Source organism: Paracoccus sp. MC1862 (assembly GCF_016617715.1).
Lineage (GTDB): Bacteria > Pseudomonadota > Alphaproteobacteria > Rhodobacterales > Rhodobacteraceae > Paracoccus.
Window position 1 is genome coordinate 1,918,134 of record NZ_CP067225.1, and the last position, 20,528, is coordinate 1,938,661.

At 69.0% G+C, this 20,528-nt stretch carries 20 protein-coding genes; 5 read left to right on the plus strand and 15 right to left on the minus strand.

All coding sequences use genetic code 11. The features are described from left to right. The first annotated feature begins 30 nt into the window (after positions 1-30). Positions 31-951: an alpha/beta hydrolase gene (locus JGR78_RS09500; protein ID WP_234450703.1), complete on the plus strand. Its 921-nt coding sequence runs from the start codon at positions 31-33 to the stop codon at positions 949-951. 270 nt (positions 952-1,221) lie between these two features. On the opposite strand, the gene pgi is transcribed toward JGR78_RS09500, so the two are convergent. The 5 genes from pgi to JGR78_RS09525 form a co-directional block, all read right to left on the minus strand. After that, positions 1,222-2,832, minus strand: coding sequence for a glucose-6-phosphate isomerase (pgi, locus tag JGR78_RS09505; RefSeq protein WP_182790614.1), 1,611 nt, complete (start codon positions 2,830-2,832; stop codon positions 1,222-1,224). 26 nt (positions 2,833-2,858) lie between these two features. Continuing rightward, positions 2,859-3,527, minus strand: coding sequence for a 6-phosphogluconolactonase (gene pgl / locus JGR78_RS09510; protein ID WP_182790615.1), 669 nt, complete (start codon positions 3,525-3,527; stop codon positions 2,859-2,861). Between the two features lie 19 nt (positions 3,528-3,546). After that, the gene (zwf, locus tag JGR78_RS09515; protein ID WP_182802892.1) at positions 3,547-4,983 is read right to left on the minus strand and encodes a glucose-6-phosphate dehydrogenase; all 1,437 of its coding nucleotides are present in this window, start codon (positions 4,981-4,983) and stop codon (positions 3,547-3,549) included. A 66-nt stretch (positions 4,984-5,049) separates the two neighbouring features. Beyond that, the gene (locus JGR78_RS09520) at positions 5,050-5,595 is read right to left on the minus strand and encodes an RSP_2648 family PIN domain-containing protein (protein WP_182790617.1); all 546 of its coding nucleotides are present in this window, start codon (positions 5,593-5,595) and stop codon (positions 5,050-5,052) included. After that, positions 5,592-6,812 carry an RSP_2647 family RNA methyltransferase gene (locus tag JGR78_RS09525; protein ID WP_182802894.1) on the minus strand — a complete coding sequence of 407 codons (1,221 nt, stop codon included), beginning with the start codon at positions 6,810-6,812 and terminating at the stop codon, positions 5,592-5,594. The genes JGR78_RS09520 and JGR78_RS09525 overlap by 4 nt, the downstream gene beginning before the upstream one ends. A gap of 143 nt (positions 6,813-6,955) precedes the next feature. On the opposite strand from JGR78_RS09525, the gene JGR78_RS09530 reads away from it, so the two are divergent. Next, positions 6,956-8,317 carry a glutamate--cysteine ligase gene (locus JGR78_RS09530; protein WP_182790837.1) on the plus strand — a complete coding sequence of 454 codons (1,362 nt, stop codon included), beginning with the start codon at positions 6,956-6,958 and terminating at the stop codon, positions 8,315-8,317. Positions 8,318-8,347: 30 nt separating this feature from the next. On the opposite strand, the gene JGR78_RS09535 is transcribed toward JGR78_RS09530, so the two are convergent. The 6 genes from JGR78_RS09535 to JGR78_RS09560 form a co-directional block, all read right to left on the minus strand. Then, positions 8,348-8,755 (minus strand): DUF2852 domain-containing protein, encoded by a 408-nt coding sequence (locus tag JGR78_RS09535; protein ID WP_182790619.1) that lies wholly within the window; start codon positions 8,753-8,755, stop codon positions 8,348-8,350. A 90-nt stretch (positions 8,756-8,845) separates the two neighbouring features. Further along, positions 8,846-9,454: a TetR/AcrR family transcriptional regulator gene (locus tag JGR78_RS09540; protein ID WP_182790620.1), complete on the minus strand. Its 609-nt coding sequence runs from the start codon at positions 9,452-9,454 to the stop codon at positions 8,846-8,848. A 12-nt stretch (positions 9,455-9,466) separates the two neighbouring features. Beyond that, positions 9,467-9,742, minus strand: a complete 276-nt coding sequence (locus tag JGR78_RS09545) for an HPr family phosphocarrier protein (RefSeq protein ID WP_182790621.1) — start codon at positions 9,740-9,742, stop codon at positions 9,467-9,469. After that, positions 9,739-10,146, minus strand: a complete 408-nt coding sequence (locus JGR78_RS09550) for a PTS sugar transporter subunit IIA (protein ID WP_182790622.1) — start codon at positions 10,144-10,146, stop codon at positions 9,739-9,741. The genes JGR78_RS09545 and JGR78_RS09550 overlap by 4 nt, the downstream gene beginning before the upstream one ends. After that, positions 10,143-11,117: an RNase adapter RapZ gene (rapZ, locus tag JGR78_RS09555; RefSeq protein WP_182790838.1), complete on the minus strand. Its 975-nt coding sequence runs from the start codon at positions 11,115-11,117 to the stop codon at positions 10,143-10,145. The genes JGR78_RS09550 and rapZ overlap by 4 nt, the downstream gene beginning before the upstream one ends. Positions 11,118-11,173: 56 nt before the next feature. After that, entirely contained in the window at positions 11,174-11,617 is a 444-nt protein-coding gene (locus JGR78_RS09560) for an HPr kinase/phosphorylase (RefSeq protein WP_182802896.1), read from the minus strand. Between the two features lie 118 nt (positions 11,618-11,735). On the opposite strand from JGR78_RS09560, the gene JGR78_RS09565 reads away from it, so the two are divergent. After that, positions 11,736-13,331: a phosphoenolpyruvate carboxykinase gene (locus tag JGR78_RS09565; protein ID WP_182802898.1), complete on the plus strand. Its 1,596-nt coding sequence runs from the start codon at positions 11,736-11,738 to the stop codon at positions 13,329-13,331. A gap of 211 nt (positions 13,332-13,542) precedes the next feature. Here the strand turns inward: JGR78_RS09565 and rnr are convergent, their stop codons facing one another. Beyond that, positions 13,543-15,801, minus strand: coding sequence for a ribonuclease R (gene rnr / locus JGR78_RS09570; RefSeq protein ID WP_182802901.1), 2,259 nt, complete (start codon positions 15,799-15,801; stop codon positions 13,543-13,545). Positions 15,802-15,889: 88 nt separating this feature from the next. Between rnr and JGR78_RS09575 the strand changes: the two genes are divergently transcribed. Further along, positions 15,890-16,831, plus strand: a complete 942-nt coding sequence (locus JGR78_RS09575) for a glycosyltransferase (protein ID WP_182802903.1) — start codon at positions 15,890-15,892, stop codon at positions 16,829-16,831. On the opposite strand, the gene JGR78_RS09580 is transcribed toward JGR78_RS09575, so the two are convergent. Then, positions 16,828-17,373 carry a gamma-glutamylcyclotransferase gene (locus tag JGR78_RS09580; RefSeq protein WP_182802906.1) on the minus strand — a complete coding sequence of 182 codons (546 nt, stop codon included), beginning with the start codon at positions 17,371-17,373 and terminating at the stop codon, positions 16,828-16,830. The genes JGR78_RS09575 and JGR78_RS09580 overlap by 4 nt on opposite strands. 61 nt (positions 17,374-17,434) lie before the next feature. Between JGR78_RS09580 and JGR78_RS09585 the strand changes: the two genes are divergently transcribed. Continuing rightward, positions 17,435-18,451 (plus strand): DUF2125 domain-containing protein, encoded by a 1,017-nt coding sequence (locus tag JGR78_RS09585; protein WP_182802908.1) that lies wholly within the window; start codon positions 17,435-17,437, stop codon positions 18,449-18,451. On the opposite strand, the gene JGR78_RS09590 is transcribed toward JGR78_RS09585, so the two are convergent. Both JGR78_RS09590 and hisC read right to left on the minus strand, forming a co-directional pair. Continuing rightward, the gene (locus JGR78_RS09590) at positions 18,448-19,380 is read right to left on the minus strand and encodes a prephenate/arogenate dehydrogenase family protein (protein ID WP_182790629.1); all 933 of its coding nucleotides are present in this window, start codon (positions 19,378-19,380) and stop codon (positions 18,448-18,450) included. The two genes, JGR78_RS09585 and JGR78_RS09590, sit on opposite strands and share 4 nt — an antisense overlap. Next, positions 19,377-20,474 carry a histidinol-phosphate transaminase gene (gene hisC, locus JGR78_RS09595; RefSeq protein WP_182802910.1) on the minus strand — a complete coding sequence of 366 codons (1,098 nt, stop codon included), beginning with the start codon at positions 20,472-20,474 and terminating at the stop codon, positions 19,377-19,379. The genes JGR78_RS09590 and hisC overlap by 4 nt, the downstream gene beginning before the upstream one ends. Positions 20,475-20,528 lie beyond the last annotated feature (54 nt).

The window sequence follows — 20,528 nt, forward strand, 5'->3', positions numbered from 1 at the left end:
TCCGGGTCACAGGGATTTCAGCCGGCGCCTTTGAACCGCCTGCCCGGTGAGCCGCCCTCACCGGGACAGGCCTTCTTCCTGCAGGCCGAGGATGGCCTGCGGCTGCGGCTCGGCCTGTGGCAACCCCGGGACGCTGCAACGGGAACGGTTCTGCTGTTTCCGGGCCGGACCGAGTATCTTGAGAAATACGATGGAATCGCCACCCGGCTTGCGGCCGGGGGCTTTGCCGTGCTTGCCATCGACTGGCGGGGACAAGGGCTGTCGGACCGGCTGCTGCGCGATCCCCGCGCGGGCCACATCGCCGACTTCGCCGATTACCAGAACGATGTCGTGGAAATTGTGGTGGCGGCCGATACGCTGGGGCTGCCGCGTCCCTGGCACCTGCTTGCGCATTCGATGGGGGGCTGCATCGGCCTCGCCGCGCTTCTGAACGGGCTGCCGGTGGAAACCGCGGCCTTCTCGGCCCCGATGTGGGGACTGCACCATCCTCGGGTGCCGGACGCGGTCATCACCGGCCTCACGGGTATCGCCCGGCGGCTGGGCCGCGCCGAACTGACGGCCATCGGCACGGGCAGCGGCGGGACCTATCTGCTGGACGCGCCTTTTCGCGGGAATGCCCTGACCGGCGACCCGGTGCAATGGGCGCGGCTGGTGGCGCAGGCCGGAAGCTGGCCCGAACTGACCCTCGGCGGCGCCACCTATGCCTGGATCGCCGCGGCGCGCGCCGAATGCCGCCGTCTCGGCGCCCTGCCCTCGCCCGATCTTCCGGCGCTGATCGCCGTGGGCGGGGCCGAGGCCGTTGTCTCGGCCACCGCGATCCACATCCGCGCGGCGGCTTGGCCACAGGCGCAACTGCTGGACCTGCCCGGCGCCCGCCACGAACTGATGTTCGAGGCGGCCCCCGTGGCCGAGCGGTTCCTTTCCTCAGCCGTCGCCCTGTTTCGAGGCTGACGGGGGACGCAGGTGGCTGCGGCAACGGCGACCGATCCTTTCACCCACAAGGGACGCGGCGCCCTGTCCTGTCTGGCTCATGCGTTTATGGTGAAATGGTCGTCAGAAAACGGCCGCCGGCCGGTCCCCTGCCCTGGCGGCCATGGTCCTGATGCCCTTTCCGGCAGCAGGGCTACTCATGCAGCCCCTCAACCCGGCACTTCCTGCCGCCATGCCGGTACAAGATTCTGATCCGGCCCCCGCCGTTGCGGCTCGTTCCGGCGTTCCGTCTCAGCCCTCGCCTCGGAACGCCCTGATCTGCCGCACCAGCGCCAGCGTCGAGGCGTCCTGTCCCTCGGCCTCGGCGCCATCCAGCAGCGGCGCGATCTGCTGGGCGAGTTCCTTGCCAAGCTCGACCCCCCACTGGTCAAAGCTGTTGATCCCGAGGATCACGCCCTCGACAAACACACGGTGCTCGTAAAGCGCGATGATCTGGCCAAGGGTGAAGGGCGTCAGTTCCTCGATCACCAGCGTGGTCGAGGGGCGGTTGCCCGGAAAGACGCGGTGGCGGGCCTGCTTCTCGGCTTCCGGGCCGGTCAGCCCTTTGGCGGCGACCTGAGCCCGCGCTTCCTCCAGCGAGCGGCCGCGCATCAGGGCGCCGCTTTGCGCCAGGCAGTTGGCGATCAGCAGCTTCTGGTGGTGATCCAGTTCCGGCTCGTGGCCGCAGGCGGCGACGATGAACTCACAGGGGACGACCTGCAGGCCCTGGTGGATCAACTGGTAGAAGGCGTGCTGGCCGTTGGTCCCCGGCTCTCCCCAGACGATGGCGCCGGCAGGACGGTCCAGCGCTGTGCCGTCCATGGTGACGCCCTTGCCGTTCGATTCCATCTCGAGCTGCTGCAGATAGGCGGGCAGCCGCAGCAGGCGGTTGGCATAGGGCAGGACGGCGCGGGTCGGATAGCCGCAGACCTGATGGTGCCAGATACCCACCAGCGCCAGCATCACCGGCAGGTTCCGGTCCAGGGAAGCCTCGCGGAAATGCTCGTCCATCGCGCGGCCGCCGGCGAGGAACTGATCGAACTGGTCAGGCCCGATCCCCAGCATCAGCGACAGCCCGATCGGCCCCCAGACCGAATAGCGCCCGCCCACCCAGTCCGCGAAGCCGAAGACGCGGTCGGGGTCGATCCCGAACTCGGCCGTCCTGTCCGGCGCGCTCGACACCGCGGCGAACTGGCTGGCCGGATCGCGCACCCGTCCGGCCATCCAGCGGCGCACGGTATCGGCGTTGGTCATCGTCTCGAGGGTGGTGAAGGTCTTGGACGCCACGATCACCAGCGTCGTTTCCGGGTCCAGCCCCTTCAGCGTGTCGGCCGCATCCGCCCCGTCCACGTTGGAAATGAAATGCAGCCGCGGCCCGTCCTGATACGGCGCCAGCGCCAGCGCGGCCATCGCAGGCCCCAGATCCGAGCCGCCGATGCCGACGTTGACGACATCGGTATAGGCGCCGCCCTGCCCCGCCCGCCGGCCCGAGCGGATGTCATCGGCAAAGCTGCGCATCCGGGCAAGCGTCGCCTGGACCTCGGGCAGCACGTCATGGCCATCGACGAGAATCGGGCCGTCGCTTGCCCGCAGCGCCGTGTGCAGGACGGCGCGACCCTCGGTCTCGTTGATCTTGTCGCCCGCGAACATCGCCGCGCGCCGGGCCGGCACATCGGCTGCAAGCGCCAGCAGCAGGTCGCGGGCGGTCCCGTCGATGGCGGTCTTCGACCAGTCGAACCACAGCCCTTCGGCGGAAAGGGCGCAGTCGCGGGCACGGTCGGGGCCGGCGTCGAACAGCGCGACAATGGAACGGTCCTGCGTGGCCGCGCGATGCGCCGCCAGTTGACCCCAGAGGTCGGTCATCGATGTTCCTTTCAATGAAGGCGCGGTCATTCCGCGTAATGCACGATCATGCCCTTGAGCACGGCGGCGACCGGCGCCTGCTCGACCGGTAGCGAGGCCGCGCGTTCCAGCGCCTCGCGCTTTTCCGGCCCGGCGATCATCAGAAAGCTTTCGGTCGCGGAACTCAGCGCGGGCCGGGTCAGGGTCACGCGCGGCTCCTCGGTTGCCGCAGCCATGATCGGCAGCACCGGAGGCGCCGCGGCGTCAAGCGCGGCGGCCAGTCCCTCGGCGCCGGGGAACAGGCTGGCGGTGTGCATGTCCTCGCCCATTCCCAGCAGCAGGACCGACAGCGGCAGCAGGGGCGCGATCCGCTCGGACGCGAGCGCCGCCCCGGCTGCGGGGTCGAGGCCCTCGGCGTAAAGCTCGATCAGTTCGGCCCCCGCGCCCTGCTCGATCAGGTTGCGCCGGATCAGCCGGGCGTTCGAGCGGTTGTGGTCGGGCGGCACCCAGCGTTCGTCGCTGGGGATCACCAGCACGCGGTCCCATTCCAGCCGTGCCGCCGCCAGTGCCTTGAAGACGGGGATGGGGGTCGAGCCGCCCGGCAGGCACAGCACCGCCCTGTCGCGGGTCTTCAGCGCCATGCCCAGCGCCTCGGTCATTTCCTGCGCCACGGCCAGCGTCAGCGCCTCGCGGTCGGGATGCTCGATCAGCTTCATCGGTTCTCTTGCCTTTGGTTCAGGACTGCAGGTTACGCCAGTGGCGGCCGTCGCGGCCGATCAGCCCCAACGCTTCATCGGGGCCGCTGGTGCCGGGCGGATAGGATGCGGGTTGCGCGCCCCCCTCCTCCCAGGCGCGGATGACGGGATCGGCCCAGGCCCAGGCGGCCTCGACCTCGTCGCCGCGCATGAACAGGGTCTGGTCGCCGCGGATCACCTCGGTGATCAGCCGTTCATAGGCGTCGGGTATGTCGACCCCCAGAGCCTCGGCGAAGCTCATGTCCAGCGGCACCTCGACCAGACGCAGCTCGCCCGGCCCCGGCTCCTTGATCATCACCATGAGGTTGATCCCCTCGTTCGGCTGCAGGCGGATCACAAGCTGGTCCGGTTTCTGCCGCTCCTCGGCGTCGAAGATCGAGTGCGGCGGCTTGCGGAAGACGACCGCGATCTCGCTGGTGCGCGCGGCAAGGCACTTGCCGGTCCGCAGGTAGAAGGGCACCCCCTGCCAGCGCCAGTTGGCAAGGCGCAGCTTCAGCGCCACGAAGCTTTCGGTGCGGCTGGCCGGGTTTCCGACATCGGCGCGGTAGCCGGCGCCGTCCGCGGCATATTGCCCGCGCACGATGTCGCTCTCGGGCACCGGCTCCAGTGCACGGATGACCTTGAGCTTCTCGTCCCGCACCGCGTCGGGGTCAAAGCGCCAGGGCGGCTCCATCGCGATCAGGCAGACAAGCTGCATCAGGTGGTTCTGCACCATGTCGCGCATGGCGCCCGCGTGGTCGTAATAGGCGGCGCGGCCGGCGACGCCCACGGTCTCGGCCACGGTGATCTGGACATGGTCGATGTAATGGGCGTTCCACAGCGGCTCGAACAGGATGTTGGCGAAGCGGATCGCCATCAGGTTCTGGACCGTTTCCTTTCCCAGATAATGGTCGATCCGGTAGATCTGCCCTTCGGTGAAATGCCGCGCCAGCGTGCGGTTCAGCCCGCGGGCCGAGGCAAGGTCGCGGCCGAAGGGCTTTTCCACCACGATCCGGGCATCCGACCCGGCGATCCCGTGGCCTGACAGCCGGTCGGCAATATCGCCGAACAGCGCGGGCGCGACCGAAAGGTAGAAAGCCTGCACGACGTCCTTGCGCATCCTTGCGGCAAGGTCCGCCCAGCCCTCGGCGCCCGTCGCATCCACGGGGACATAGAACAGGCGGCCAAGGAAGGCGGGAAGCCCGGGGTCGCCGGCACGGGGCGGGTCGAACTCGGCGATGGCGGCGGCGATGTCGGCGCGGAAGCCGCTGTCGTCCATGGGGGTGCGGGCCGTGCCGATGATGCGGGCGCCGTCGGGGAAATGGCCGGCCGAATGGCGGCGGAACAAGGCGGGGAAGATCTTGCGCCGCGCAAGGTCGCCAGTCGCGCCGAAGATGACGAGATCGAAGTCATCGACCGCTGTCAGACGCGATGCCATCGCTTTCACCGTCCCCTTCACGCTTCGGCCATGGTGGTAGAGGCTGTACCCCGCCCCGGCAAGCCGTCAGCCCGCGCGGGCAAGCGCCCTCGCCAGCCGCGGCAGCCGGGCGCGGGCCATCAGGTCGCGCAAGGGGACCCGCCCGCCCAGCGCCTGCGCCTTGGCATGGGCGGCCCCGACGCTGGCCGCCACGGGCTCGGGATCGTGCCGCCAGAGGTCCAGCAGGAAGGCGTCGGGATGAACGGCACGCAGGCCCAACGCCGAGAGCACGCGTGCGGGGAAGTCGCGCAGGTTGGCGGTGACGATGAGTTCAGCGCCCGAGGCCAGCGCCGTTTCGGCCACATGGCGGTCGGCGGGATCGGGCCAGTCGAAGCCCGCGGCAAGGGTGCCGTCGCCGGCGGCCTCGGCCTGCGGATGGGACAGGCGCAGCAGCGCGATCTCGGCCCCGGCAACGGCGGCCCCGTCAGGGCCGAGGCGGGCGGCGGCATGGCGCCATTCGTCGAGAATGCGGGCGGACCAGACCGGCTGGTAAAGCCCGGCATCCGCTGCGCCGAGCAGGATTTCCCGCAGGACGGTCGGGTAGAGGACGCAGGCGTCGAGGACCGCCTTCATCCGTCCAGCCGGAAGAACAGCGCCTTGAGGTAGCCGCTTTCGGCAAGCTGCGGCAGCATCGGGTGGTCCGGCCCGGCGAAGCCCGTGTGGATCAGCTGCATCCGCCGCCCGCCCCGCCCGATCCCCCGGGCACTGGCGTTGCGGAAGGCCGTCAGGTCCGCGGCATGGCTGCAGGAGCAGAGGCAAAGATAGCCCCCCGGCACGACCAGAGACGCGGCCAGACGCGCCACTCGCTCATAGGCGCGCAGGCCGGCGTCGAGCGCCTGCTTGGCGGGCGCGAAGGCGGGCGGATCGCAGATCACTAGGTCGAAATGTGCGCCCTCGGTCGCCAGCGCCTCCATGACGGCGAAGGCATCCCCCTGCCGCGTGGTCAGCCGCGCCTCAAGGCCCATCGCGCGCGCCCCACCCTGCGCCAGCGACAGCGCGGCAGCCGAGCCGTCCACGCAGGTCGCGCTTTCTGCCCCGCCTGCAAGTGCGGCAAGGCCAAAGCCGCCGACATGGCTGAACACGTCCAGTACCCGCGCGCCTCGGGACAGCCGCTGTGCAAAGGCATGGTTCGGCCGTTGGTCATAGAACAGGCCGGTCTTCTGCCCGCCGGTCAGGTCGGCCAGATAGGTCGCGCCGTTCATCGGCACCTCGATCGGCACGGTGACCGAGCCAGTCAGCACCTTGGTCCGCTCGTCCAGCCCCTCAAGTCCCCGAGCCCGGCCCGAGCCGTTCATCACGATGGTCGAGACGCCCGTGACCTCGGCCAGTGCAGCGGACAGGTCGCCCAGCATCCGGTCGGCCCAGGCCGCGTTGGGCTGGATCACCGCCGCATCGCCGAAGCGGTCGATGACGACTCCCGGCAGCCCGTCCGCCTCGGCATGGACCAGCCGGTAGAACGGCGCGTCGGACAGCCGCTCGCGCATCGCTAGCGCCCGGCGCAAGCGGGCGGCCAGCCATGCGCGGTCGATCTCCGCCCCGGCGTCCTGGTCCATCACCCGCGCGGCGATCTTCGAGTGGACGTTGACCGTCACGACGCCCAAGGCTCCGCGCTCGGCATCCTGCAGCACCGCCATCGCGCCCGGCACCAGCCCCTTCGTGCGGCGGTCCAGCGCCAGTTCGTCGGCATAGACCCAGGGGAATCCATGCCGGATCGCCCGCGCATTCGCCTTGGGCCGCAGGCGCACCACCGGCAGGGCGCGGGCATCACTCGTGTCGGGCAGGTCGGTCATCGGGGTCTCGGGCGTTCGGGGTTCTCCTGCCTCTGACACGCGCGCCGGGGTCCGGCAAGGCTTGCCCCCGTCGAAGGGTTGGCTTGACACTCCCCGACCGCCGCGCCACCTGTCCCCCCGATTACGACCTCGTGAGGGCCCCCATGTCCATTCCCCAGCAGGGCGGCGGCCCGATCGAACAGCGCGAAGAGCTGGCCGAATATGTCGCGTCGGGCGAGAAGCCGCGCGAAGATTGGCGCATCGGCACCGAGCACGAGAAGTTCGGCTTCCTCTGGGACACGCTGAAGCCCCTGCCCTACGAGGGGCCGCGGTCCATCCTTGCCATCCTCGAAGGGCTGCGCGACCGCTTCGGCTGGGCCGAGGTCCGCGAGGGCGACAAGCTGATCGGCCTGTCGCGGAACGGCGCCAGCGTCAGCCTTGAACCGGGTGGCCAGCTGGAACTGTCGGGCGCCCCGGTCGAGACGATCCACGACACCGACGACGAGACCCGCCAGCATCTGGCCGAGGTGAAGGCCGTGACCGAAGGGATGGGCGTCGGCTTCATGGGCCTGGGCGCGGCCCCGATCTGGGATCAGGCACAGATGCCGATGATGCCCAAGGGGCGCTATGCGCTGATGACGCCCTACATGGAAAAGGTCGGCACGCTGGGCACCCAGATGATGTACCGGACCTGCACCGTGCAGGTGAACCTCGACTATGCGTCCGAGGCCGACATGGTGCAGAAGCTGCGCGTGGCGCTGGCCTTGCAGCCGGTGGCGACGGCGCTGTTCGCCAATTCGCCCTTCCTCGACGGCAGGCCGAACGGGATGAAGTCCTGGCGGGCGCATATCTGGCAGAACCTCGACGCGGACCGCACGGGGCTCTTGCCCTTCGTCTTCGAGGATGGCTTCGGCTACGAGCGTTGGGTCGATTACGTGCTCGATGTGCCGATGTATTTCGTCTACCGCGACGGGACATACATCGACGCGCTGGGACAGTCGTTCCGCGACTTCCTGAAAGGCCGCCTGCCCGCACTGCCGGGCGAGGTGCCGACCCTGTCGGACTGGGCCGACCACATGACGACGGTCTTCCCCGAGGCACGGGTCAAGAAGTTCATCGAGATGCGCGGCGCCGACGCCGGTCCCTCAAGCCACCTGAACGCCCTGCCCGCCCTGTGGGTCGGGTTGACCTATGACCAGGGGGCGCTGGATGCCGCGACAGAACTCACCCGCGGCTGGACGCATGAGCAGCGCGAGGGCCTGCGCCGCGCCGCCTCCCGCGACGGGCTGGCGGGCGAGTTTGAAGGTCTGCGCCTGCGGGATCTGGCCGCCGAGACGCTGACGCTGGCCGAGGCGGGGCTGAACGCCCGCGCCCGGCTGCAGAACGGCGTGGACGAGGGGCAGTTCCTTGCTGTGCTGCGCGAGCGGGTGGAACGGGGCGTCACCGCTGCCGACGACCTGCTGACGAAGTATCACGGCGAATGGCAGGGCGACCTGTCGCGCATCTACGCCGACTGCGCCTATTGAAAAGGGGCCGGTTGGTCCGGCCCCCTGTGTTCAGGCATTGCGGCGTTCGTCCATGAACTGGTCGAACTCGGCCTTGTCGCGGGCCTCGCGCAGCTTCTGCAGAAAGTCGAGGAAGGCGCGGTGCTCGTCCTCCAGCCGCTTCAGCGTCTCGTCGCGATAGGCGTCGAAGGCGGCGTTGCCGGTGCGTTCAGTGCGATAAGCCGGGACGTGGCGGCTGCGGCGGGTGCAGGTTCCGAACATGCGTTTGCTCCAGATCATGTAGCCGAGGATGGCAAGGCCGACGGGCCAGGCGAAGACAAGGCCGAGGATCATGGCGGCAAGCCATGCCACCCTGCCCCGCGCGTCCAGCCAGTCGCGGACATGCAGCAAAAGCTGCCGAACGGACTGAACGACGCCTTCTGCGGGCGGATAACTGCGAGGTTCATAGGCTGGGGTCATGAGGATGCTCCGTGAGTCGATGTGAATGTTAATCACATTAACAATGTCGGAGTCCAGAGGGTCTGCGTCAATCCCCCTGCACGAAGAATCTCATTCGATGACGCCAAGGCCCCGCAGGTAGATCAGCACCCCGCTTTCCAGCATCTCGTCGGCCGAGATCGGGCTGCGCGCGCCGGGACGGCCGCGGCCGAACAGCTCGACCACCCCATGGGACATGGCCCAGACATGGTTGGCGACCATGGTCGCCGGCGGACGGCGAGCGGTGGGCAGACGCGCGAACAGCGCCTCGGCGCCCCGGAACAGTGCGGCCTCGGCGGCTTGGGCGGCAAGGGCAAGATCGGCGTTGCCCGAGATCGAAAGGCCCGATTCGAACATCGCCATGTAGAAGCCCGGCTTTTCGGCCGCAAAGCCGAGATAGGCCTCCCCCATCCGCAGGAAAGCCGACAGCGCCGAGGGACGGCCGTCGTCAAAGGCGGCCTCAAGCCGCGCGGCGAAGTCGATGAAGCCCTGCCGCGCGACCTCCTCGAGCAGTTGCTCGCGCCCGGTAAAATGGCGGTAGGGCGCGGCGGCGCTGACGCCCGCCTGCCGCGCGGCCTCGGCCAGCGTGAAGGCTGCCGGTCCCTTTTTCTCGATCAGCGCGACGGTCGCCTGGACGAGTGCCTGCCGCAAGTTGCCGTGGTGATAGCTGTCGCGGGCCACGGGGCGCGGCCCTCAGCGGCCTTCGCCGAAGTAGTCGCCCACGAGGTCGGTCAGCGCCTGCATCAGCGGCTCGGCATCGGGTCCGCTGGTGGTGATGCGAATGGTGCTGCCGCGGGGCGCGACGAGCATCAGCAGGCCCATGATCGAATCACCCGCCACCCGCTCTCCGTCCTTCTCGACCGTGGCGCGGGCATCGAATCGTTCCACCGTCTCGACGAATCGGGCCGAGGCGCGGGCGTGCAGTCCTTTTTCGTTGATGATCCGCAGTTCGCGGCTGAGTTCCGTCACAGCACGGCTCGCTCCGCCGGTTCGGGGGCGTAGAAATCGATATACTTGCGCCCGGCCTCGGCGGCCATGACGGCGGCATCCTCGACCTCAAGGTGGCGCGACTTGGCGAGCTTGACCAGCATGGGCAGGTTCGCGCCGTAAAGAATGCGGCGGCGCGCGGGCAGGCAGGCAGGCATCGACAGGTTCGACGGCGAGCCGCCGAACAGGTCGGTGACGATCACCACCCCGTCGCCGGCATCCACCTCGTTGGCGGCCAGGCAGATTTCGGCCTCCTTGGCGGCGCGGTCGTGGTTTTCCTCAATGGTGACCGCCCTGATTCCACGCTGCGGCCCGACGACGTGCTCGACGGCAGCGACATATTCACGCGCCAGTCCCCCATGCGCGACGATGACGATCCCGATCAACTGCCTTCCACCACTCGCGACGGCTTCTGCGCGGTCGCTTCGCTAGACGCACCCGTTCGCTGCTCGGCCGGCGTCATTTCCGCCGGGCGCAGCACCGAGGCGCGACGTTCCAATTCACGATGCCTTTTAGACACCTGCCAACCCTCTTTCGCAAGCGCGTCGGCGGCAAGCTCGGCCAAGGTGACGGAACGATGCTGTCCGCCCGTGCAGCCGAAGCCAATCGCCAGATGCGCCTTGCCCTCGTCCACCTGCGCGGGCAACAGAAAGAGTATAAGGTCTCGAACCTTCTGGAAAAAGGTTTCGAACCGGGGGTCTGTCGTCACGTAATGCTGAACCGTTGCATTCCTGCCATCCAGTTGCCGCAGGGCGGGTTCCCAATGCGGGTTCGCAAGGAAGCGGCAGTCGAACATCATGTCCAGACCCCGCGGCACCCCCCGCTTGTAGCTGAAGGACTGGACCGACACCGACAGGCCCCGCCCGCCCCGCAGGTCGAAGGCGGCGGCAAGTTCCGCGCGCAGGTCGTGCGGGCTGAGGTCGGTGGTGTCGATCAGCACATCGGCGCGGTTGCGGACGGAATCGAGCAGGTCGCGCTCGGCCGCGATCGCCTCGGCGGGCGTGCCGCCATCGGCCAGCGGGTGGCGGCGGCGGGTTTCGGAATAACGGCGCACCAGCACCTCGGTCGCGCAGTCGAGATACAGCACCTCGGGCGCGAAGGCCGGGTTGCGGGTCAGCGCGTCGATCAGCTCGATCAGGCTGGCGGCGGAAAAGTCGCGGTTGCGCACGTCCAGCCCCAGCGCCAGCGGCACCGGCCGCGCGGGGCCGTCCAGCAGCCGCGGGATCAGCGACAGGGGCAGGTTGTCGATGGCCTCGAAGCCCATGTCCTCGAGCGCATGGATCGCGGTCGAGCGTCCGGCCCCCGACGGCCCCGTGACAAGCACCAGCCGCTGGGCGCCCGGCTCGGCGCTGCCCATCGATTCCATCGCCTGTCCGCTGTCCACGCCAAACCCGTCCATCAGGGCGCCCGCCGTCAGCCGCGCCCGCCGCGCATCAGTTGCATCAGCGCCGGTGCAAGATGCGGGCCGGCCGGTCCCAAGACAAGGGGCAGCGCCAGATCCGAAAGCATGATGCTGCGGGGGGGCGGAAGTCGCCGGGTCTCGGCCTGCCCCAGATCCACCACCTGCGCGATCGCGACCGGCCCTGCCGCCTCGGCCTGCAGGAGGCCGATGCCCCGCGCCTCGATCCGCCCCCGGATCGGGGCGGGGCATTCGGCGACAAGGCTGCTGTCCCGGACCCGCAGGATCACCCGGTCATCCGCCACAAGCCGCGCCCCCATCCCCATCAGCGCCAGCGCCAGCGAAGACTTGCCCGAGCCGGAGGGACCGAGGATCAGCAGCCCCCGCCCGGCGATTTCCACCGCGCTGGCGTGGATCGTGGGGTCATTTCCCTTTTTGGCAGTTAACCGTTTTATCATTGATACCGCTAACGGCAGATGGTTGCGCTAACTCTTGCGATTGCCGGTCTATCTTCATCATTTCGCCATGTTTATAGGGGCGGCAAAGCCGCAGCGCGCGATCCACAGGAGTCCCGGTATGTCACAACCCCGCGTCAACCCGAACTGCAAACTCGAAGATCAGGGCATCCGGGGGCTGGGGGAGGTCCATTACAACCTGCTGGAACCCGCGCTGGTCGAGTCCGCGATCCGACGCGGCGAGGGCAAGCTGGGCCTCGGCGGCGCCTTCCTCGTGTCTACCGGCGCCAAGACCGGCCGCTCGCCCAAGGACAAGTTCGTGGTCCGCACGCCGGGGGTCGAGGATTCGATCTGGTGGGACAACAACCCGCCGATGGAGCCTGAGGCGTTTGACCGGCTTTATGAGGACATGCTGGCCCATATGAAGGGCGGCGAATATTTCGTGCAGGACTTGTTCGGCGGCGCCGACCCCGAACATCAGCTTGACGTCCGCGTTGTCAGCGAACTGGCCTGGCACAACCTGTTCATCCGCCACCTGCTGCGCCGTCCCGAGGCCGAGGAACTGGCGAGCTTCACCCCCGACTGGACGATCATCAACTGCCCGTCCTTCAAGACGGACCCCGAGCGTCACGGCTGCCGCAGCGACACGGTGATCGCGCTGAACTTCGACCGCAGGATGATCCTGATCGCCAACACCGGCTATGCGGGCGAGAACAAGAAGGGCGTGTTCACGCTGCTGAACTACATCCTGCCGGAACGCGGCGTGATGCCGATGCATTGTTCCGCCAACCACGCGCCGGGCGATGAAAGCGACGTGGCGGTGTTCTTCGGCCTGTCGGGCACCGGCAAGACGACGCTTTCGGCGGACCCCTCGCGCGTGCTGATCGGCGACGACGAGCATGGCTGGTCGGACAAGGGCGTCTTCAACTTCGAGGGCGGCTGCTACGCCAAGACGATCAACCTGTCGCCCGAGGCCGAGCCCGAGATCTACGCCACCACCCACCGCTTCGCCACGGTGGTCGAGAACATGGTCTTCGACCCCGACACGCTGGAACTGGACTTCGCCGACGACTCGATCACGGAAAACACCCGCTGCGCCTATCCGCTGGAGGCGATCTCGAACGCGTCCGAAACCGGCATGGCGGGGCAGCCGAAGAACGTCATCATGCTGACCTCGGACGCTTATGGCGTGATGCCGCCGATCGCGCGGCTGACGCCGCAGCAGGCGATGTACCACTTCCTGTCGGGCTTCACCTCGAAGACCCCGGGGACCGAGGACGGGGTGGTGGAACCGCAGCCGACCTTCTCGACCTGCTTCGGCGCGCCCTTCATGCCGCGCCGCCCCGAGGAATACGGGCGTCTGCTGGAAGAGCGGATCGAGAAGTCGGATGCTGTCTGCTGGCTGGTCAACACCGGCTGGACCGGCGGGCCGTTCGGCACGGGCTCGCGGATGCCGATCAAGGCCACCCGCGCGCTGCTGACCGCGGCGCTGGACGGATCGCTGAACAACGTCGAGTTCCGGCGCGACCCGAACTTCGGCTTCGAGGTGCCGGTCTCGGTGCCGGGCGTCGAGGACAAGCTGCTTGACCCGCGCCAGACCTGGGCCGATGGCGCGGCCTATGACGCGCAGGCCGAGAAGCTGAAGGGGATGTTCCGCGAGAACTTCAAGAAATACGAGGACAAGGTGGATCAGGACGTGCGCGACGCGGCGATCTGATTTCGCTTCCAAGCTGATGAAAGGGCGGTTCCGAAAGGAGCCGCCCTCCTCTTTTGCGTCACCGCCGGACCCCGGGATATTTAAGCAAAGAAGAAAGAGCGGAGCCGACGCCACAGCCTGAGCTGGAGAGGCCGGTTGAACCGCAAGGACTTAGGGAGATTTCCCATGCGCTGTTGTGCCAGTTCCTGCTGGCGCAGCTACCTGCGGGAAATCACCGCTTTCGGATGCGGCGCAGCTTGCGGGCGCGGGCGTCGCCGGCCTTGGCGTTCTGGGCGTCGCGGCGGCGCGGCGGCTTGCCGCGGCGGCCCTGCGGACCCTTGGCGATGCTGCGGCCCTCGACCTCGACCAGTTCCAGCGTCAGGCCGCCCGTGGTCGGGATCGCCTCGGCCAAGCGCACCGTGACGCGCTGGCCGATGCCGATCACCATGCCCGTGTCCGAGCCCACGAGCGTCTGCGCGTCGCGGTCATAGTGGAAATACTCGCGTCCGATCTCGCGGATGGGCAGCAACCCGTCGGCCCCCGTCTCGTCCAGCTTGACGAAGGCGCCGAAGCGCTGGACGCCGCTGATGCGCCCCGCGAACTCGGAGCCTACGCGGTCGGCGAGATAGGCGGCGAGGTAGCGGTCGGTCGTGTCGCGCTCGGCCGCCATGCTGCGGCGTTCCGTATCCGAGATGTGCTGGGCGGTGTCCTCCAGCGTCTCGATGTCCTGCGCCGAGAGGCCGTCCTTGCCCCAACCATGCCCCGAGATCAGCGCGCGATGCACGATCAGGTCGGAATAGCGGCGGATGGGCGAGGTGAAATGGGCGTAGTTCTTCAGCGCCAGCCCGAAATGGCCGAGGTTCTCGGCGTTGTAATAGGCCTGCGTCATCGACCGCAGCGTGCTGACGTTGATCAGTTCGTCGAAGTCGGTCCCCTGCGCCTGCGCGAGCAGCCGGTTCAGCTGGCTCGTCTGCAGCACTTGCCCTTTCGCCAGCGCGAAGCCCGAGGCCTCGGCCACGTCGCGCAGGGCATTCAGCTTTTCGGGGCTGGGCTCCTCGTGGACGCGGAACAGCAGCGGGCGGCGCAGGCGGGTCAGTTCCTCGGCAGCGGCGACGTTGGCCAGCACCATGAACTCCTCGATCAGCCGGTGGGCGTCGAAGCGCTCGCGGAAGGCCACGGATTTCACCCGACCATCCGGGGTCAGTTCGATCCGGCGTTCGGGCAGATCGAGGTCCAGCGGCTCGCGCCGCTTCCGCGCGGCCTTCAGCAGTTCGTAGGCCGCAAACAGGGGGCGAATCACGCTGTCCATCAGCGGCACGGCCTGATCGTCGGGATTGCCGTCGGCGGCGGCCTGCGCCTGCTCGTAGGACAGCGAGGCGAGGCTGCTCATCATGCCGCGATGGAAGTCGTGGCCGCTCTTGTTGCCCTGCCCGTCGATCCGCATTCTGACGGCGATCACGGGGCGATCCACGCCCTCGTGCAGCGAACACAGATCGCCCGACAGAACGTCCGGCAGCATCGGCACCACGCGGTCGGGGAAATAGGTGGAATTGCCACGGTGCCGTGCTTCCTTGTCCAGCGCGGATTGCGGGCGGACGTAGTGGGCAACGTCGGCGATGGCGACCCACAGGATCATGCCGCCTTCGTTCCTCGGGTCGTCGTCGGGCATCGCCGCTACGGCATCGTCATGATCGCCGGCGTCCTCGGGGTCGATGGTGACGAGCGGGACATTCCGCAGGTCCTCGCGACCCTTCATGGTCGCGGGGGTCGAGGCGTCGGCCTCGGCCATCACCGCATCAGGGAAGTCGTCGGGGATGCCGTGCTGGTGGATGGCGATCAGGCTGACGGCGCGAGGGGCGGAAGGATCGCCCAGGCGTTCGATGATGCGGGCCTGCGGCAGGCCGATGCGGTTGCGCGACCCGACCTGCTCGGCCTCGACCAGCTCGCCGTCCTGCGCCTCTTGCGTGGCATCGGCCAGAACGCGCCATTGGCGGTCCACGCCCTTGTCGATGGGGACGATCCGCCCGCCCTCGGTTTCCTTGCGGAAGATGCCGACGATGCGGTGGGGCGCGGTGCCGATGCGGCGCATCAGGCGGGCCTGGTACTGGTAGTCCTCGCCCTCGACCTCGGCTAGGCGGACCAGCACGCGCTCGCCCGGCGCGACGGCGGGGTCGGCCTTGCGGGGGGCGAAGAGGATGCGCGGCATGGGCGCGGTGCCTTGCCATTCCAAGGGCTTGGCGAAGATGTCGCCATCGGCGTCGGGGGGCAGGATCTCGACCACGCTGACGGGGGGCAGCTTCTCGTGGTCGCGGTAATGGCGGCGGCGGCGTTCCAGCAGGCCCTCGTCCTCAAGCTCGCGCAGGATGCGCTTGAGTTCGATGCGGTCGCTGCCCTTGATGCCGAAGGCCTTGGCGATGTCACGCTTGGCGGTGGCGTCGGGGTTGTCGGCGATCCAGTCAAGGATCTGCTGGCGGGAAGGGATCTGGACCATGTGTGTCACGCTATCACGCCGCTCGCGGCAGGGTTAGAGGGGAAAGCCTGCGCTTGCCTTTCGGTTTCAAGGCGTGGAGATCGGGTCCATGAATGCCGTGATCTCGCCGGGCTTCCGTCAGACCTCCGACCGCGCCGTGATCGTGGCCTGCGACGCGGGCTACCTGCCCTATGCCTCGGTCGTGGCGGGCCAGCTTGCGGCCAAGGGGCGCGGCTACGACGTGCTGATCGGCTCGCCCGAGCCGCTGGACCTGCCCGATGCGCTGACCCGCGCGGGAATCGGCCATGTCGCCGCCCGCGATGCGGCGCTGGAGGCGGCACTGCCGCTGGACGGGCGGCGATCGGTTGCGACCTACATGGACGTGTTCCTCGCGGGCGCCTTGAGGGGGCGCTGGCGGCGCATCCTCGTGCTGGACGCAGACATATTGTTCGAGCGCGGCGATCCGGGGCGGCTGATGGCGGCGGACATGAGGGGCCATGCCGTGGCGGCGGTGCGCGACAACCGGCAATGGCGGCAGCCGGGCAAGCGGGTACCGGATTTCAAGAAGCTCGGCTGGCCCGCCGCGCCCTATTTCAACGCGGGCGTGGTGATGGTGGACACCGAGGCCTGGGGCCAGCAGGACATGACCGCCCGCTGCGCGGCTTTCGCGCGGACGCATCTGGCCGGACTGGGCCGCGACCAGGCGCTGCTGAATGGCGTCCTGCGCGGCAACTGGGCCGAGATGAGCCCCTTGTGGAACTGGCAGTTCACCTGGGCCTCGGCGCATCTGTCGGCAATGGCCGACCCCTGCCTTGTCCACTTCATCGGGCCGGACAAGCCGTGGTTGAAACGGTCTGAAGGAATCGTGCCGATGCGCTGGCGCGCCCCCTATGCCGCCCTGCCCGGAGCCTCCGAGGGACTGGACCGCCGCCACTGGCCCGAAAAGTGCGGTCTCGGCCGGGCGCTGCTCAGGCAATGGCGAGCGGCGGGGCCGATGCTGGACTACCTGAACCGCTTTCCCGACGAATACGCGCTGCTCGATCCGCGCTAGGCGGCTGCGCCCCGCAGCGCCCGGACCCGCGCGGCAAGGTCGGCCAGATCGTCGTCGGGAATGCCCAGATCGGCCAGATGCGCAACGGTGTTGTAAAGATAATCCGCGTTCGGTCCCCGCCCGCCGCAGGCGAGCGCGATTATCGCCGCCTGCTCGTCAAGGCTGAGGCCGCCGGCATACTGCCCGTGGCCGGGCCGCATGACATAGGTCAGCCCCCGGACCCGGCGGCCATCGGCAAGCGCAAGCGGCAGCAGCATCTCGCGGTAGGCCTGCGTCACCAGCTCGCGGGCGCGGATGGCGTCGATCACCTCGGGCCACAGCGCGTTCTCGACCCGCAGGGCAAGGCCGGTGCAGTCCCGGCCCGGATGCGGTTCCAGCCCGAGGACGAGGCCGGGGCAGGCCTCGGTTCCCCGGTAGGTGACGGACCGCAGGCAGAAGCTGCGCCGCCAGCCGTCGGCCTGGGCGATGACCGATTCCGCCACCGGGAACTCGGGCGCCCACATCAATGAGCCGTAGCCGAAGACCCAGAAGCCGTCATCCATCGCTTGCCCTTTCCCTCGCCTGCAGGTTAGGCGAGAGACGCATGATTTCAAGAGAGGCGCCGTGCGAACACTGGTGATCCTGATGCTGCTGATCGGCGGAACCGTGGCCGGGGCCTGGCTGGGCGGCGAGACATGGCTGGCCCATGAGGCCCAGCGCCGGATCACCGCAGACGGGCGCGTCGGGGCGGCAACAGTGGCGCCGCTGCGCGAGATCGGCCGCATCGGCCTTGGCCTGACGGATGTCGAGGTCACAACTCCCGCAGGCCCGGCCCTGCTGCCCGAGGTCGAGCTTTGGGCGGCCCCGACCTCGCCCACCCAGTTCCACGCGGCCCTGCCGCCCCGGATGACCCTGCCGGTGATGGGGCGCGGCATCGCCGTCACGGCTGAGAATGCCCTGCTGACCCTGCGCGTCTCGCCCGGCAGCGAGATGGCGATCAGCCGCGCCGGAGCCACCAGCGGCCCGGTGACGGTCGAAGGCCGCCCGCTGCTGGCGGCGCTGGAGGCACAGGCGCAGCTTGTGGCGATGGGCGCGGCCGCGCCCCGCGACGCCCGTGCGGCCTATGACCTCGCCGGCGGGCTGCGCGACCTGACCGGCACGAGGCTGCTGCCCCTGCCCCCGGCGCTTGCCGACCGCGCGATCTCGCTGGACGGCGCCGCGCGGGTCTTCCTGACCGCGCCCTTGCGGCAAGGGGCCGATGCCCCCGTGCCCCGACTGGTGGGTCTGACCTCGGACGGGGTGACGCTGACCCTGGGGGACCAATCGCTGCGGCTTGCGGGTAATATCTACGCCGGGGACAACGGCAGGGCGGAGGGCGCGGCCTTCATCTTCACGACCGACGCCCGCCCATGGCTGCAGCTTGCCGCCGACCTGGGCGCGATTCCCGCAGTCACGGTCGCCCTGGCCAACACCGCGCTGGATCAGGTGGCGCAGACCGAGGTCGCGTTGCCGCCCGGCACCCCTGCCCCGCCGGAACCCGCGCGGGGCGAAAAGCGCATCCCGCTGATCTTCCGGGACGGCAAGGTTTTCCTTGGCCCGCTGCCGCTGGGCGACGCGCCGCCCTTCCCGGCCGGCGCCTAGCCTGCGTCCTTGGCCGCCGCCCGGCCGAAGTCGGGGGCAGCGGTGTCCTGCCCGGCCTCGATGATCCCGCGCCGGATCGCGCGGGTGCCGGTGAAATACCTGTGCAGATGCTCGCCGTCGCCCATCCGGATGGCGCGCTGCAGGACGAACAGCTCCTCGGCGAAACGGCCGAGGATATCCAGCGTGGCCTCCTTGTTGTGCAGGAACACGTCGCGCCACATCGTCGGGTCGGATGCCGCGATGCGGGTGAAGTCGCGGAAGCCCGCGGCGGAATAGCGGATGACCTCGGATTCGGTGACGCGCCGCAGGTGGTCGGCGACACCCACCATCGTGTAGGCGATCAGGTGCGGCACATGGCTGGTCACAGCCAGCACGAGATCGTGGTGCGGCGCCTCCATCCTGTCCACGTTGGCACCCATGGCGCGGACCAGCATGGACAGTTTTTCGACCGCAGCCGGGTCGCTGTCCGGCGGGGGTGTCAGCAGCCACCAGCGATTCTTGAACAGCGCGGCGAAGCCCGAGCGGGGGCCGGAATGTTCCGTCCCGGCAAGTGGATGGCCGGGGATGAAATGGACGCCCTCGGGCACATGGGGACCGACCGCGTCGATGACCGACTGCTTGACGGACCCCACGTCGGTCAGGATGGCGCCGGGCGAAAGATGCGGGGCGATCTCGGCGGCGACCTCGCCCATTGCGCCGACCGGGACGGCCAGGACCACGAGATCGGCGCCGTGCACCGCCTCGGCGGCGGTTTCCGTGACCTCGTCCACCAGCCCGATCTCGCGGGCGGTATCTCGCGTCTCGGGCGAGCGGGCATAACCCACGACATGGGCGGCAAGTCCCTGCTCGCGCATGGCCAGCGACATGGACCCGGCGATCAGGCCAAGGCCGATCAGGGCGACGCGCTGGAAGATCGGACCCTCGGTCATCGCGCGGCCGTGAACCGGCCGATCGCCTCGGCCACGCGGCGGCAGGCAGCCTCGTCCCCGACCGTGATCCGCAGGCATTGCGGCAAGCCGTAGCCGCCGACGCGGCGGACGATGATCCCGTCCTCGCGCAGGGCGGCATCGCAGGCAGTGGCGGTGGCCTCGTCAGCAAACCGGGCGAGGATGAAGTTCGCATGCGACGGGTCCGAGGGCACCCCGTGCCGGGCAAGCGCTCCGGCAAGCCAGTCGCGCATCCGGGCGTTCTCGGCCCGCGCGTGGTCCACATGGGCGCGGTCGCGCACGGCGGCCTCGGCCCCTTCCAGCGCGAGGTTCGACAGGTTGAAGGGTCCGCGGATGCGGTTCAGCACGTCGATGATGGGGCGCGGGCCATAACCCCAGCCGACTCGCAGCCCGCCGAGGCCGTAGATCTTGGAGAAGGTCCGCGTCATCACGACATTCGGCAGGCGCGTCGCCAGTTCCGCACCGCCGTCGAAGTCCGCGCCGACATATTCCGCATAGGCCGCGTCGATCACCAGAATGGCTTGCGGAACAGCCAGCGCCAGCCGCTCCAGTTCCGCCGTCCCGATCATCGTGCCGGTCGGGTTGTTCGGGTTGGCGACGAAGACCAGCCGCGTCTCGGGCGTCGCCGCCGCGATCAGGGCGTCGATGTCGGTGGTCCGCTCGCGCTCGGGGGCCTCGACCGGGGTGGCCCCGGCCGCCAGCGCGCTGATGCGGTACATGGAAAAGCCGTGTTCCGTGAACAGCACCTCGGTCCCCGGCCCCGCATAGGATTGGCAGAGGAAATGGATGATCTCGTCGGACCCCACGCCGCAGATGATCCGGTCGGGGTCGAGCCCGTGGACCTCGCCGATTGCGGCCCGCAGCCGCGCGTGGTCGGTCGGAGGATAGCGGTGCATCGCCTGCGCCGCATGGGCCACCGCCTCCCGCGCTTTTTCCGATGGGCCGAAGGGGTTTTCGTTCGAACTGAGCTTCAGCACGTCGCTGCGCCCTGACAGCGTGGCGCTGCCGGCCTCATACAGCGCGATCTCCATGATGCCGGGTTGGGGCGTGACCTGAAGGGGGGGCGTCTGGGTCATGGAGAGGCTCTCGGCTGCGACTGCCGGCGTCTTAGGCAAGCGGGGGCGCGATGG

Bases quoted from the DNA above. Each gene is read 5' to 3' on its own strand.
- pgi (WP_182790614.1), bottom strand. From the start codon at position 2,832: ATGACCGACCTCTGGGGTCAACTGGCGGCGCATCGCGCGGCCACGCAG.
- pgl (WP_182790615.1), bottom strand. From the start codon at position 3,527: ATGAAGCTGATCGAGCATCCCGACCGCGAGGCGCTGACGCTGGCCGTG.
- zwf (WP_182802892.1), bottom strand. From the start codon at position 4,983: ATGGCATCGCGTCTGACAGCGGTCGATGACTTCGATCTCGTCATCTTC.
- JGR78_RS09520 (WP_182790617.1), bottom strand. From the start codon at position 5,595: ATGAAGGCGGTCCTCGACGCCTGCGTCCTCTACCCGACCGTCCTGCGG.
- JGR78_RS09525 (WP_182802894.1), bottom strand. From the start codon at position 6,812: ATGACCGACCTGCCCGACACGAGTGATGCCCGCGCCCTGCCGGTGGTG.
- JGR78_RS09530 (WP_182790837.1), top strand. From the start codon at position 6,956: ATGTCCATTCCCCAGCAGGGCGGCGGCCCGATCGAACAGCGCGAAGAG.
- JGR78_RS09535 (WP_182790619.1), bottom strand. From the start codon at position 8,755: ATGACCCCAGCCTATGAACCTCGCAGTTATCCGCCCGCAGAAGGCGTC.
- rapZ (WP_182790838.1), bottom strand. From the start codon at position 11,117: ATGGGCAGCGCCGAGCCGGGCGCCCAGCGGCTGGTGCTTGTCACGGGG.
- JGR78_RS09560 (WP_182802896.1), bottom strand. From the start codon at position 11,617: ATGATAAAACGGTTAACTGCCAAAAAGGGAAATGACCCCACGATCCAC.
- JGR78_RS09565 (WP_182802898.1), top strand. From the start codon at position 11,736: ATGTCACAACCCCGCGTCAACCCGAACTGCAAACTCGAAGATCAGGGC.
- rnr (WP_182802901.1), bottom strand. From the start codon at position 15,801: ATGGTCCAGATCCCTTCCCGCCAGCAGATCCTTGACTGGATCGCCGAC.
- JGR78_RS09575 (WP_182802903.1), top strand. From the start codon at position 15,890: ATGAATGCCGTGATCTCGCCGGGCTTCCGTCAGACCTCCGACCGCGCC.
- JGR78_RS09580 (WP_182802906.1), bottom strand. From the start codon at position 17,373: ATGGATGACGGCTTCTGGGTCTTCGGCTACGGCTCATTGATGTGGGCG.
- JGR78_RS09590 (WP_182790629.1), bottom strand. From the start codon at position 19,380: ATGACCGAGGGTCCGATCTTCCAGCGCGTCGCCCTGATCGGCCTTGGC.
- hisC (WP_182802910.1), bottom strand. From the start codon at position 20,474: ATGACCCAGACGCCCCCCCTTCAGGTCACGCCCCAACCCGGCATCATG.